A 13,816-nucleotide genomic window follows, 5' to 3' on the forward strand; every position below is an offset into this window, starting at 1 on the left:
CTATATATGTACATCAATAAATCAAAATACACTATATATTGTCCCATCTCTATATGATAATATCAATAAGAATCATACAGGACATAAGGAGTGTTTCACATGCAGATGGCTGAAGCAGAACAATGGACGAAAGATTTTTATGAAAAACGAGGATGGACGGCGTACGGGCCATTTATCAGAATCGGTTTTTTAATGGAAGAGGCGGGTGAGCTCGCCCGAGCGGTAAGAGCATATGAAATCGGCAGAGACCGGCCGGATGAAAAAGACGCGACCCAGGCTGAACGCAGGCAGGAGCTGATTGAAGAAATGGGTGACGTCCTCGGAAATCTGGCCATCCTTGCCGATAAGTACGGCATCACGTTAGAAGATGCGATGAAAGCCCATCAGGAAAAACTGATCAAGCGCTTTGAAACCGAATAAAAACACGGCCTGTCCGCTTTTTCATGGACAGGCCGTATCTGAATTTTATCCCGTTATCTCGTCCTGGTGCTCAAAGAAATGCTGTTTCCCGATTTTATGAAACAGCCCCGTCTTCCGGATCAGCTCTCTCGGCTGTGATTGCAATCCGACGATCATCAATCTCCCGTTATGCCGTTTGATCCGGTTCATCACATTCCCCAGCACCGCTTCTGCGGAGGTATCCATGTAATGTACATTATTCATCAGCAGAATAAGCGTCTTCGGCTTTTCCTGAAGCCTCTCCAGCAGCGATGATTCCAGTGAATCAATTGAACCGAAAAACAGCGGCCCTTCAATGGAATATGTGCTGACGGACGAATCATTTTTAACCGATTTGACAGCGGCATGCGGTGTTTTGATGCTTGTTGATTCGCTCATTTTCCTGATAAAGAAAACAAAAGCGAGCACGAGACCGGCAGAAACGCCGATGATTAAATCAAACAGAACCGTCAGCAAAAAGGTTGCCGCCAGTACGAATGAATCAGTGTTTTTCAGCCGCATCATATTGGCGACTTCCCTCCGCTCACTCATGTTCCAAGCCACAACCATCAATACCGGCGCCATGCTTGCCAGCGGTACGTGAACGGCAAGCGGGGCGAAGACGAGCAGGACGAGGAGGACGGTGACTCCGTGGACAACACCGGAAATCGGAGAAACTGCGCCGTTTTTAATATTTGTTGCGGTCCGCGCAATCGCTCCCGTTGCCGGTATACCGCCGAAAAGCGGCGCTGCCATATTGGCGATGCCCTGCCCGACAAGCTCCCTATTGCTGTCATGCCGTGATCCTTTCATATTGTCCGCGACCATCGCCGATAATATGGACTCAAGTCCGCCGAGAAGCGCAATGATCAGAGCCGACGGAAACATCATGATTATGTTATCGATTGAGAAATCAGGAAGCTGGAAAGCCGGAAGCTGCCGCGGGATTTCCCCGTAAGCAGAACCGATTGTCGCCATTTTGTCAGGAAAAAACACGACCGCCGCGGCTGTAGAGACAAGCAGCGCCACAAGCGCGCCCGGAATCTTCGGCATCAGCCTGGCTGATAACAGCAAAATGGCCAAAGCAATTCCCGCGATGAGGATGCTGTACAAATTAAAGGTTCCGATCTTCTTGCCGATTTCCGCAATGTTGAGGATAAAGCTTTCATGCTTTTGGATATCGCGCAGACCGAGAAAATGGGCAATCTGCTCCGAGAAAATCAGCACCGCGATTCCGGCCGTAAATCCGACGATCACCGGCTTCGGCACGAATTTCATAATCTTTCCGAGCTTAAATACGCCAAACAGGACGAGCATGACGCCTGCCATAAAACCGGCTACCAGTAAATTCTCAAAACCATACTGCATCACAATGGCAAATAAAATGGGAACAAACGCCCCCGTAGGCCCGCCGATCTGATATTTAGAGCCGCCCAACAGCGAAATCAGAATTCCGGCCACAATAACGGTGTAAAGCCCGTATTCCGGACCGACCCCCGAGGCGATGGCAAAGGCCATTCCCAGTGGAATCGCTACAATTCCCACCACAATTCCCGCGATTAGGTCTTTCTGAAATTTCTGCAAATTGTATCCCTGATATCTGCCGGTAAATTGCATCGTCAGCTGCATCCTCCTTTGACTGTTTCATAACCGTCAACGACTACATCCAGCGTCCCCGTCCCCGGATCGATCACCAGCCCGTGCACCGGCACCTCTTCAGGCAAGAGCGGATGATGCCTGACCATATTCACGCTGTGGGCCACGCTTTCTTCGACGCTGTGAAAACCGGTCAGCCATGTTTCCAAATCGACTCCCGCATGCTGCAGAAGGCTGAGACATTTGTCCTCCACGCCGCGCTCTTTCGCTTTATTTAATATGGAAGCCGCATTTAATCCCGACATTCCGCACTCGCGGTGACCTATGATGCAGACTTCCTCTGCCTGCAGTTCATAAACGGCAACCAAAATGCTCCGCATGACACTTCCAAATGGGTGAGAAACAATGGCTCCCGCGTTTTTTATGATTTTGGCATCGCCGTTTCTGAGTCCCATCGCCTGCGGCAGAAGCTCCGTCAGCCTTGTATCCATACAGGATACGATGACAAGCTTTTTTTTCGGGAATTTTGTCGTTTGGTAAGGTTCATATTTCCTTTCTTGGACAAACTGCTGGTTGTGCTCCAAAATGCTTGATAAAGAAACCATTTTTCTATTCATCTCCCATCCGATTGTATTGCAAGCCTTCTTACCCAGCTTACAGTAAGGAATTATAGCACAGAAAAAGGCCTCAAAAGCGCTTTCAAAAAAAGACACGATAATTTAACTGTAAATTCAGATTATGTTCATTTATATCTTTCAAAAATAATAAAATTTATCTTTACACCAACCTATAAAGCTTTTAAAAACAGCGGTTCCGCTCATTTTGCCTTCAGAAATATAGGCGGATTCTGTTATTGTTTGGAGAAATCAAGCATGTACATTTCTTTTTCTTTCATTTTAAGTTCAAAAGAACCAGAAATTTATCGTGATGCGTTTGAATATTTCTCACGTTACCGCTTCTCTTATATAATAAAATAGAGAAGAAAGACAAAGGAGGAGAAGCCCGTTGAAACCCTATGTATTCATCGCGAAACCGGTACCGCCGGAAGTCGAACAAATGATAGGCGAGCATTGCCGGTATGACATCTGGAAAGAAGATACCATTCCAAAAGAGGAACTGTACGAAAAAATGAAAGATGCTGAAGGGCTGCTGACATCCGGAACGGCGATTGACAGTGATTTACTGGATCACGCGCCGAAGCTGAAGGTCGTCAGCAATAATTCTGTCGGCTATGATAATTTTAATATTGAAGAAATGAAAAGACGCGGGGTTGTCGGCACGCATACGCCGTACACCTTAGATGACACTGTCGCTGATCTGGCTTTTTCATTAATCCTGTCTTCCGCCAGACGGGTTGCCGAATTGGATCGATTCGTCCGCGCCGGCAAATGGGGAACCGTTGAGGAAGAATCTCTTTTCGGTATGGATGTCCACCATCAGACATTAGGAATTATCGGCATGGGCAGAATCGGTGAACAAGCTGCCAAACGGGCAAAATTCGGCTTCGATATGGACGTGCTGTATTATAACCGCAGCAGAAAACCGGACGCTGAGAAGGAACTCGGGGTTACATATGCCGACTTAGATACACTGCTGAAAACATCAGACTTTGTGCTGTTAATTACGCCGCTTACTGACGAAACGTATCATATGATGGGAGAGCGGGAATTTAAATTGATGAAAGATACGGCATGTTTCGTCAATATTTCCCGGGGAAAGACGGTTGATGAGAAAGCGCTCATCCGCGCATTGCAGGAGGGCTGGATAAAAGGCGCCGGTTTAGATGTGTTTGAAAAAGAGCCGATCGCCGAAGACAATCCGCTCCTGCAGCTGGAAAACGTCACATTGCTTCCGCATATCGGGTCAGCAACGGCAAAAATCCGCTTGAATATGTTCAAGCAAGCCGCACAAAACATGATTGACGCCGTATACGGAAAAACGCCGAAAAACCTCACGAAGGAATTTCAATGAGATGAAAAATCCCGGCCGTTTCAGCCGGGGTTTATTTTTTTCTAGATCAAAAGAACCATTTTTAAATTCTTTCTATTCCTTTCTCTCGATGCTGATACAATGAAAAGGAATCAGCTTCACATGATAAAAATGGGAGGTATTGCTTTGAAAAAACGATTATCGTGGATTTCCGTTTGTTTGCTGGTGCTGTTCTCCGCGGCGGGGATGCTGTTTTCCACGGCTGCCAAGACGGATACATCTTCTCACAAGGCGCACACTGAAGCACAGGTTATCAACACGTTTGACGGGGTTGCGGATTATCTTCAGACCTATCATAAGCTTCCTGATAATTACATTACAAAGTCAGAAGCGCAGGCCCTCGGCTGGGTGGCATCAAAGGGGAATCTTGCAGACGTCGCTCCGGGGAAAAGCATCGGCGGAGACATCTTCTCAAACAGGGAAGGCAAACTCCCTGCCAAAAGCGGACGGACGTGGCGTGAAGCGGATATTAACTATACATCAGGCTTCAGAAATTCAGACCGGATTCTTTACTCAAGCGACTGGCTGATTTATAAGACGACAGATCATTATAAAACCTTTACGAAAATGAGATAAACACATACAAAAAACGGCTTCCCTGCGGAGGCCGTTTTTTTTGCAGAGAACCTGCGAGCTTCAAATAAAATGAGCAGTAAATTTTTCTTCAAACTCTGATCGGTCTATTCTGCTATTTTCCGCCGTGCCATCGTGTTTTTTTATTGTTATATTGCGTTCAGACAGAACCATGTGCCCTTCCGGTGTCCGCTTAGAAGCAAGCAGGCGTTTGTTGAAAGGAGAGCGTTCATGTTCAAAGATTGTTTGTTTCATAGACTTGAGATCCTTTTCATCGATTTCTTCAAGCGAAAATGCGTAACCTGTCTGCCAGCCGTCCCCTTTGTTCATTTCAAGCAGGTATGTACCGAATTCCGTCTCTTCTATCCTCACGCGGAACGCTCCGGCCGCTGATACCGTCTCGTCTCCCGACATCGGCACAGGCTGCATGGCGAGATTGAGGCCGAAGCCTGCATCAGCGATGTACTCATTCCCCCCGGCGGAAAGAAGTACGGCCGCATGTGTGCCGGGCAGCGCCCAGCCGTTTTTCCAGACCGTTCCGCGGATCAATTTGACATCAAATCCGGCATCTTTCAGGATGAAATAAAGCAGTCCGTTCAAGTCATAACAAAGGCCGCCATGAGGTTCCTTCACCATGTGCCGCCACAGTCCTTCTTTCGTGACGTCATATTCTTTTTTGGACAAAACCGCCCGATTTTCAAACGGAAACCGATATGCGAGCGCCTTTAAAAACTCCGGCAGGTTGCTGAAATTGAGGGAATCCTTTTCCCAGCCTATCGTTTGATAACAATCTTTCAGAAACTCATTCATCGTTCCGTCCCCCTTACAAAGTGTTTACACTTCTTCCTGCACATAAGCGGACAACTTTTCCAGCGCTTCCTTTTCATCGTCGCCTTCAGCGATCAGAGTGACTTCCGTCCCCGTGCTGACCGCCAGACTCATTAATCCCATAATGCTTTTGGCATTCACTTTCTTGCCGTTTTTCTCAAGAAACACATCTGATGCAAAACGATTTGCCTCCTGTACAAACAATGCAGCGGGACGCGCCTGCAATCCTGTCTTTAAACGCACTTCCACTTTCCCCTGAACCATAAGATCTCCCCTTTTCTGTACGGTTATTTCAAAGTGATGCTTTGTCCTGTACGCAGCTGTTCTGCGATTTCATCGAGCTTTCTCAGCCTGTGATTGATGCCGGATTTGCTGATTTTCCCGCTTGCAACCATTTCCCCCAGTTCTTTCAGCGTGACCTCCTGATAATCAATCCGCAGCTGCGCAATTTCGCGAAGCTTTTCCGGCAGCGCTTCAAGACCGATCCGTTCATCAATGTATTTAATATTTTCCACCTGTCTGAGCGAAGCACCGATGGTTTTGTTTAAGTTTGCTGTTTCACAATTGACGAGGCGGTTCACTGAGTTTCTCATATCTCTGACAATCCGCACATCTTCAAAACGCAGCAGTGAATTGTGAGCGCCGATGACATTCAGAAATTCAGTGATTTTTTCCGCCTCTTTTAAATACGTAATATAGCCTTTTTTCCGTTCAAGCGTTTTGCTGTTCAGATGAAATTCATTCAGCAGCGCGCATAATGAATCGTTATGTTCCTTATAAAGCGAGAAGATTTCCAAGTGGTACGACGATGTTTCGGGATTATTCACAGATCCTCCCGCCAAAAACGCCCCTCTCATATAAGAACGTTTGCAGCACCGTTTCGCCACCAGTTCCTCAGAAATATTCCGTTCAAATACAAAGTTCTCTCCGAGGATTTTCAATTCCTCTAAAATCAGCTTTGCATTTTCAGAAAAGCGCACAATATAAACATTGTTTTTTTTCAGCCGCATTTTTTTTCTGACTAACAGTTCGACCGATACATCATATTGTTTCTTCAGCAATGTATAAATGCGGCGGGCAATCGCCGCATTTTCGGTTTGAACGTCAAGCACGAGATGGCGGTTTGAAAATGACAGTGAACCGTTCATCCGAATCAGCGCGGACAGCTCCGCCTTGGCGCAGCAGTCCTTCACTTCCAGATTCGTCAGTTCTTTTTTTGTTTCCGATGCAAATGACATATTAGCCACCTCATTTCAAAAGGCCTCTAGTCCCTTAATAAATCGACAAGAAGAGAAGCCACTTTATGTGTATCGTGACGGATTACGCCATTTTTATACGTGATAATCTGATCCCTGATGACCTCAAGCCCCATGGATTTCAGCTTTTCAACATTGAAGTCGACGGGCCGGGCCAGCTCTTTCGCATATTTGCTTTTGATTTCGTCAGGGATCTCCTCATTGTTGATTAAGATCGTGTCGATAAACGGCTGCTCCATATGATCGTTCAGCGCCTTGACATGGTCGGCCGCACTGTATTGCAGCGTCTCGCCGGGCTGTGTCATGACGTTGCATATATATACTTTTTTGGCCGCAGCCTTGACGACTTCTTCTCCGATTTTCGGCACGAGCAGATTCGGAAGAATGCTTGTGTACAGGCTTCCCGGACCGATAATGATTAAATCGGCCTGACGGATGACGTCAATCGTTTCCGGGAGCGGATCAATTTTTTCAGGCGTAAGAAACACCCGTTTAATCCGCTGGCCGTAAGAAGGGATTGTCGATTCTCCGGAAACGACCTGCCCGTCCTCCATTTCAGCGTGAAGAACGACACTGGTGTTGGCAGCCGGCAGCACTCTGCCGCGGACATTCAGCACCTTGCTCATTTCGGTGACAGCGTGAAAGAAATCACCGGTTATATTTGTCATCGCTGCCAAAATCAAATTTCCGAGCGAATGTCCGGTTAAGTCGCTTCCTTTGTTGAAACGGTGCTGAAACAGATTTTCAACGAGCGGCTCAACATCTGACAAAGCGGCCAGTACGTTACGAATGTCACCCGGCGGCGGAATTTGAAGTTCATCCCGCAGACGGCCTGAACTTCCGCCGTCATCAGCAACTGTCACAATCGCCGTAATATCAACGGGCTTATGCTTTAACCCCCGAAGCAGCACGGACAGACCCGTTCCGCCGCCGAAGATTGCGATTTTCGGCTTCTTATTCATTTCCGGCTTCTCTTTTCAATGTCCCGGTGGGTGACATGAGTATAGAAATCTTTTTTAAAATAGTCAGCCAAATATTCAGCGAGCGTGACGGAGCGGTGCTGGCCGCCCGTACAGCCGATCGCGATGACAAGCTGGCTTTTACCTTCCCGCTTATAAGACGGAAGCATAAAGCCGAGCAGATCAACAAGCTTTTCAATAAACTTTTGTGTTTCGTTCCACTTCATCACATAGGATGACACTTCCTCATCTTTCCCCGTAAGCGGCCTCATGCTTTCAATGTAGAACGGATTCGGCAGAAACCTTACATCAAACACCAGGTCGGCATCTATCGGAAGCCCGTATTTGAACCCGAATGACATTACGTTCACTGTAAATGTTTCACCTTGGTTCGTGGCGAAATGCGCCACGATTTTTTCACGCAGATCACGCGGTTTCATATCCGATGTGTCATAGATCAGCTGAGAGCGCCCTTTCAATTCTTCAAGCAGCTGGCGTTCCAGCGCGATTCCTTCAAGAGGAAGCCCGGTAGCGGCCAGCGGGTGAGAACGCCTCGTTTCTTTGTATCTCGTCACAAGAATGGAATCCTTAGCGTCTAAAAAGAGAATGCGCGGTGTAATCCACGGATTTTCCGCCATTTCATCCAGCGCCTCAATCAGCCTGTCAAAAAATTCACGTCCCCGCAGATCCATGACAAGCGCGACCTTGCTCATTTTTGAACTTGATTCTTTCATCAGCTCCAAAAATTTCGGCAGCAAGGAAGGCGGCAGATTGTCGACGCAAAAATAGCCGAGATCCTCAAAGCTTTGAATGGCGACGGTTTTCCCCGCTCCAGACATTCCCGTAATGATGACGAGCTGAATATCATGGTTTTCATTCATACTCATCTTTCTCCCCCCTGCGGTCTTTCTTTTATTTGATAAGCTGCGGATCTAAACGATAGCTGAGCAGCTCGAAGTCCGGCGTATACGTAAAGGTGCCGTGCAAAAGCCCTTGGCCCTTGATCATAAAATCAAGGATATGCCCGTCTCCGGGGGCCATCGGAAGGCTGTGGATATCTTTTACATCATGCCACTTCAGAACGCCTTCCTCTGATTCAGCGACATTTCGCCCCGTGTACGAGTCGGCGACGAAAGTAAACATCATCCACTCTGACACGATTTGTTCCTGTTCCTTAATAATAAAGGTAAACACGCCTTTTAACTGCGGATTTAGTAAATAAATGCCCGTCTCTTCTCTGTACTCCCTGATGACGGAATCTCTGACGGACTCGCCGCTTTCCATCTTCCCGCCGGGCGCGACCCACCAGCCCCGTCTCGGCTTTTGGAGAAGGAGAACCTGATCATCTGTCTGCAGCACACAATTTGTCACTCTTTGCACAAGTACGTCACCTAACCTTCTCAACAAATCATCGTCTCTTCATTATACCGTTTCGGCATGTCTCTCACAATGCAGAGACACCGACATCCTTTTCTTTTATTTGACAGAAAACAGAAAATCGCAAAAAAAGGGCACGGATACTGGAATCCGTGCCAAAGTGTATTCATTAAAAAGGGGGTCAATTACTACATTCATCTTAAAACATCAGTATTTCACCCGTGTTACAGCGTAATTAAAACACAGTAACGATTCAAAAACTGAACATTACAGTGATTATTTAACGGTTTTGAGCGTTTCCTCAAGCTCTTCCACATAATGCTGAACGCTTTGAGCCGCAATACTTCCGTCGCCTGTCGCCGTTACGATCTGGCGGAGCGTTTTTTCACGGATGTCTCCCGCGGCGAAAATGCCTGGAACTTTTGTTTCCATTTGAGCGTTTGTTTCAATGTAGCCTTCTTCATTTGTGATGCCCAAGTTCTCGAACGGTTTAGAAAGCGGAAGCATACCGATATAAATAAAGACGCCGTCAGCTTTGAATTCTTCTTCTTCTCCCGTCACGGTGTCCACAAGAGTAAGTCTGCCGACTTTTCCGTTTTCCTCATGGATTTCTTTTACGGTTTTGTTCCATTTGAAGTCAATTTTCTCATTGTCAAAGGCACGCGCCTGAAGAATGCTTTGCGCCCGCAATTTGTCACGTCTGTGAACGATGGTGACTTTTGAAGCGAAGCGTGTCAGATAGACGCCTTCTTCAACGGCGGAGTCTCCGCCGCCGACAACGACAAGCTCTTTATTTTTAAAGAACGCGCCGTCACAAACCGCGCAGTACGATACGCCGCGGCCGCCCAGTTCTTTTTCGCCGGGAACACCGATCTTTTTGTATTCCGCTCCGGCAGAAATGACGATGGCGCGCGCTTTATATTCTTTTGAACCGGCTTTGACCGTTTTATATTCTTTGCCGTCAACGATTTCTTTAATATCGCCGTACGCATATTCCGCACCGAATTTTTTCGCATGTTCAAACATTTTATTAGAAAGTTCAGGGCCGAGAATGCTTTCAAAACCCGGATAGTTTTCAACATCCTCCGTGTTGGCCATCTGGCCGCCCGGAATTCCTCTTTCGATCATTAATGTGGATAAGTTCGCTCGTGATGTGTAAACAGCAGCGGTCATCCCCGCCGGACCCGCGCCGATAATGATCACATCATAAATTTTTTCTTCTGACACCATGATTCACTCCTTTTCGAAATGGGGCGCACCCTATATGACTAAGAATCCCCATCAATCGTATTCCTTACCCATATCCTATTAAATCTGAAGGCAATTCGCTATTTTTTTGCTCATTTTTCTGAAAAACCGTGATTAGGCAGCTCCTGAGCGGGTATACAAATAAAGAAAGAGCCTTCCGGGATAGAAGGCCCTTGTCTTATTCATTATTGCACGACACGTCTTACATTGCCGTTGAATGCTTTCTTCCAGTAAGGATTGCTCATAGAATCAATGGATACACCGTGTGATGTATTATCGTTCAGGAACGTTCCGTTACCTAAGTAGATGCCGACGTGGCCGTTTGTTTTATACGTGTTGAAGAATACTAAGTCTCCGCGTTTCATGTCAGACGCGCTTACTGCCTTACCTCTTCCGATTAATGTATCTGTGTTTGTGCCGCTTGCAGGTCCGAGATTAACGCCTGCGTTAGCATAAGCCCAGCGTACGAATGAAGAGCAGTCAAAAATACGGTTGTTAATATCAGATTGAGTGCGTCCGCCGCCGAATTTGTACGGGGATTGACCCACAAGGCTTGATCCTACGCTGATCGCGCCTTCAATACCGCCTGAATTTGAAATAACAGATCCGCCGTCAGAATCATCTGAACCGCCGCTGTTATGAGATGATCCGCCTGAAGTGCTCTTCGGTTTGCTTGAGCTGTCAGATGAATCAGATGATGTTGAAACAGCCGCTTTTTTCACAGTTTTAACCGCCGGTGCCGGCTGGCTGTCATCTTTTTGGTTTTGGTCTTCAGAAGCTTTTTGCGCTTCTTCCTGTTTTTTGATCAGGGCAGCCGCTGCAGCCTGCTCAGCTTTAATGCGCTTCTGTTCTTTTTCAGTATCAGCTTTTTCGTTTGCAAGCTTTGATGCTTCTTTTTTCAGATCAGAGATAGCGGAAGCCGCTTTTTTCTGACCGTTTTTCGCTTCGTCGAAAAGCTTGTCTTTCTGATCAAGCTGTTTGTTCAGGTCTTTTTGCATAGACTCGAGTTTCGCAAGATCATCTTGAACTTTTTTCAGCTTCACGTTAAGTTCAGCTTCTGCGTCTTCGAGTTTCGCTTTATCCTGCTCCTGCTGTTTGATCAGCTCTTTATCCGCATCAACGATAGAAGATACCGCAGTCGCACGGGAAATGAAGTCTCCGAAGCTTGTCGCCCCTAAAAGAACATCTATGTATCCTTGAGAACCGCCGTTTTCCTGTAAAGAACGAACGCGTTTTTTCAGGATTTCATTGCGTTTTTCAATACGCGCTTCTGTTTCTTTAATTTCTTTTTTCAAATCAGCGATCTGCTTTTTCGTTTTTTCGTTTTCAGCTTTTTTATCTTCGATTTTATTGCTTGTATCCAACGCTTTAGCGTTAATGTCTTTCAGTTCTTTTTCAATCTTAGCCTGCTTGTCCTGAAGCTTAGACAATTCTCTTTCTTTTGCTTCAAGGCTTGAAGCCACCTCAGATTGCTTGCTTTCAATTTTTGCTTTTTTGCTGTCTAATGTTTCCGCCGATGCAGTTTTTGTAAACGGGATCAAAAAACTGCTTGTCCCGATGACGGAAGCCAAACCAAGTGTTAATAAACTCTTTTTCACTTTTTCTTTCCTCCCTTTTACTTTAAACCTGTTCTCATTTGGAATTCTATTATGAACATCAAAGTTACGCTCCCTCACATACCCGTGAGGCTGATGATTTTTATGTATGAATCTTTAAATCTTTTAAATTGGTATAGATTATACAGCACATGTAAAATAAACTAATCTCTTATGTACGAGACTCATTATACCATCATGTTTCGACAATTTTTATTACAGTTATATTTCAATGTGATTGCAAATCTCATATTTTGCAAAATAAACGGTGATTACGGCCTGATTTCGATTCGAAAAGCAAAAAAATACGTATGAATACCTCTTTATTCGGCGGTAAAGTTCTGTTTTGCCCCTTTCTGATAAAAAAAGAACCGACTCTTTATATAGAAAGAATCGGTTTTATTCTAATATATCGTCTATTTGTCTGATGTATTTCGAAAGTGTTGCCGGCGTTATACCGTAAACGGCTGCCGTTTCTTTTTTCGTCGTTTTTTCGCCGTTTGCTTCTTTCCATACATATGCGATGGCTGCTGCCCACGCCCGCTCATTCTGTACGGCAGCGGCGGCGCGGATGTGCTGAATGACGTGAAAAACCCAGCAGCTCATGACGTCAGTTTTTAAACTGTCGGCTTCCGCTTTCTCCAGCAGCTTGACCGTCCGATACGTGAACAGCGCATCACCGGAGACGCCTGAAGCGCCTTTTTCACCGGAAAGCAGCAGTCTGACGAAATCTTGTTCAAACGGTGAAACGGCGCGTTTTGCCGTCAGAACTTTTTCAAGCTGGTTCCGCTCTCCTTCAGCGCTGCTGATATAATAGGCGGCAAGCCGCTGTTCAAGTGAAGCAGGCAGCGGTTCCTGCCGCTCCGCCCAAGGCGCGGGCCGATCTGATTCGGGAAATTCGGCTTCGGCCTTTTTCCAAATGGTTTCCGCAAATTCTGTGCGGCCTGTCCCGTAGGCTGAAGCGGCAAGCCAGTAATAAAACGTTTCGTCGCCTTCAAACCCGCTTTTGTAAAGAGAACGGAGCCATTTATAACCGAGATCATGTCTGCCGACAAGTGCAAGCGTCGCCCCCAGCTTATAGCGCTGTTCGAATAAAATCGGATACACATTGGCGAGTTTTCCGCTCAATTCTCCGACTTTTTCATCTTCCCTCTCGTAATAGCAGAATACAAGGAGGTTGCACAGGGCATGGAGATTGCCTTCATTTTTCTCAAGCACTTCGAATACCGTTTGTTTCGCTTTTGTGACATTGCCTGAGTAAAAGTAAGCGAGCGCCAGGTTGTTGTATGCGGACCAAAGCTCGGGGTAATCGGCCGTAATCTCTTCAAGCATGACAACCGCTTCATGAAGCTGGCCGCTCTCAAGAAGCGTTTTTGCCCGATCCTGCCTGATCAGCAGTTCATCCTGGTCATAGAGCGATTCGTTTTCACCCGCTTCGCCGAAATCCAAAAGCTCCATCAGACTTTCAATCTCTTCGCTGAATTCCCCGTCCGGATCGGCATCTGAATAAGCCGCCGCTTCTTTGTATGCTTCCTGAAAGAGTCCCAAATGCGCGAAATTATTCGCTTTAAAGTAATGACACTCGGGCATTTCTTCTTTCAGGTTCACCAAAATAAAGTCGAACAGCTCATTTGACTGCTGGTAGTGGCCCATTTCAGAATAAATGACGGCCAGCCGGGACAGCATTTCGGAATCATTCGGCTCAAGGTGGACGGCCCGCTGAATCAGTTTGCTGGCCCGTTTTAAATTCCGCTCTCTATATGCTTTTAAGCCTTTATGAAAAAAATATTGTCCATCCTGAAGCAGCTGGACAATTTGCGCGTGCTTTTTCTGTTCAGAAGTGTGTTTTCCCACAAATATCCTCCGTTTTATACGTATTACCGTCAGTAGTATACCATAAAACGGTTTCGCCTCAATAGTTCAAAAGACAGGATCGGCTTCGTTTTTTACTGGCTGG

At 46.4% G+C, this 13,816-nt stretch carries 14 protein-coding genes; 3 read left to right on the top strand and 11 right to left on the bottom strand.

What is annotated here, in order from left to right:
- Positions 1-99: 99 nt before the first annotated feature.
- Positions 100-420 (top strand): MazG-like family protein, encoded by a 321-nt coding sequence (locus tag NYE62_RS17730; RefSeq protein ID WP_003151506.1) that lies wholly within the window; start codon positions 100-102, stop codon positions 418-420.
- A gap of 45 nt (positions 421-465) precedes the next feature.
- Here NYE62_RS17730 and NYE62_RS17735 read toward each other — a convergent pair whose 3' ends face one another.
- Both NYE62_RS17735 and NYE62_RS17740 read right to left on the bottom strand, forming a co-directional pair.
- Positions 466-2,055, bottom strand: coding sequence for a SulP family inorganic anion transporter (locus NYE62_RS17735; protein WP_342497485.1), 1,590 nt, complete (start codon positions 2,053-2,055; stop codon positions 466-468).
- Positions 2,056-2,057: 2 nt separating this feature from the next.
- Positions 2,058-2,651, bottom strand: coding sequence for a carbonic anhydrase (locus NYE62_RS17740; protein WP_087920781.1), 594 nt, complete (start codon positions 2,649-2,651; stop codon positions 2,058-2,060).
- Between the two features lie 388 nt (positions 2,652-3,039).
- Between NYE62_RS17740 and NYE62_RS17745 the strand changes: the two genes are divergently transcribed.
- Both NYE62_RS17745 and NYE62_RS17750 read left to right on the top strand, forming a co-directional pair.
- The gene (locus NYE62_RS17745) at positions 3,040-4,005 is read left to right on the top strand and encodes a D-glycerate dehydrogenase (RefSeq protein ID WP_007407418.1); all 966 of its coding nucleotides are present in this window, start codon (positions 3,040-3,042) and stop codon (positions 4,003-4,005) included.
- A gap of 204 nt (positions 4,006-4,209) precedes the next feature.
- Positions 4,210-4,599 (top strand): ribonuclease, encoded by a 390-nt coding sequence (locus NYE62_RS17750; protein WP_223204413.1) that lies wholly within the window; start codon positions 4,210-4,212, stop codon positions 4,597-4,599.
- 60 nt (positions 4,600-4,659) lie between these two features.
- On the opposite strand, the gene NYE62_RS17755 is transcribed toward NYE62_RS17750, so the two are convergent.
- The 9 genes from NYE62_RS17755 to NYE62_RS17795 form a co-directional block, all read right to left on the bottom strand.
- Positions 4,660-5,406, bottom strand: coding sequence for an arylamine N-acetyltransferase (locus NYE62_RS17755; RefSeq protein ID WP_095352622.1), 747 nt, complete (start codon positions 5,404-5,406; stop codon positions 4,660-4,662).
- Between the two features lie 24 nt (positions 5,407-5,430).
- Entirely contained in the window at positions 5,431-5,688 is a 258-nt protein-coding gene (locus NYE62_RS17760) for an HPr family phosphocarrier protein (RefSeq protein WP_003151495.1), read from the bottom strand.
- Positions 5,689-5,711: 23 nt separating this feature from the next.
- The gene (gene whiA, locus NYE62_RS17765) at positions 5,712-6,662 is read right to left on the bottom strand and encodes a DNA-binding protein WhiA (protein ID WP_007407421.1); all 951 of its coding nucleotides are present in this window, start codon (positions 6,660-6,662) and stop codon (positions 5,712-5,714) included.
- A 26-nt stretch (positions 6,663-6,688) separates the two neighbouring features.
- Positions 6,689-7,642 (bottom strand): YvcK family protein, encoded by a 954-nt coding sequence (locus NYE62_RS17770; RefSeq protein ID WP_007407422.1) that lies wholly within the window; start codon positions 7,640-7,642, stop codon positions 6,689-6,691.
- Positions 7,639-8,526 carry an RNase adapter RapZ gene (rapZ, locus tag NYE62_RS17775; RefSeq protein WP_012118535.1) on the bottom strand — a complete coding sequence of 296 codons (888 nt, stop codon included), beginning with the start codon at positions 8,524-8,526 and terminating at the stop codon, positions 7,639-7,641. Before rapZ ends, NYE62_RS17770 begins: the two co-directional genes overlap by 4 nt.
- 25 nt (positions 8,527-8,551) lie before the next feature.
- Positions 8,552-9,019 carry an 8-oxo-dGTP diphosphatase gene (locus NYE62_RS17780; RefSeq protein ID WP_342497096.1) on the bottom strand — a complete coding sequence of 156 codons (468 nt, stop codon included), beginning with the start codon at positions 9,017-9,019 and terminating at the stop codon, positions 8,552-8,554.
- A 273-nt stretch (positions 9,020-9,292) separates the two neighbouring features.
- Positions 9,293-10,243, bottom strand: coding sequence for a thioredoxin-disulfide reductase (gene trxB, locus NYE62_RS17785; protein ID WP_007407423.1), 951 nt, complete (start codon positions 10,241-10,243; stop codon positions 9,293-9,295).
- A 206-nt stretch (positions 10,244-10,449) separates the two neighbouring features.
- The gene (locus NYE62_RS17790; RefSeq protein WP_007407424.1) at positions 10,450-11,862 is read right to left on the bottom strand and encodes an NlpC/P60 family protein; all 1,413 of its coding nucleotides are present in this window, start codon (positions 11,860-11,862) and stop codon (positions 10,450-10,452) included.
- Positions 11,863-12,258: 396 nt separating this feature from the next.
- Positions 12,259-13,713: a tetratricopeptide repeat protein gene (locus NYE62_RS17795; RefSeq protein ID WP_039253712.1), complete on the bottom strand. Its 1,455-nt coding sequence runs from the start codon at positions 13,711-13,713 to the stop codon at positions 12,259-12,261.
- Positions 13,714-13,816: the final 103 nt, after the last annotated feature.

Source organism: Bacillus sp. FSL K6-2861 (assembly GCF_038630725.1).
Classification (GTDB): Bacteria; Bacillota; Bacilli; order Bacillales; family Bacillaceae; genus Bacillus; species Bacillus velezensis.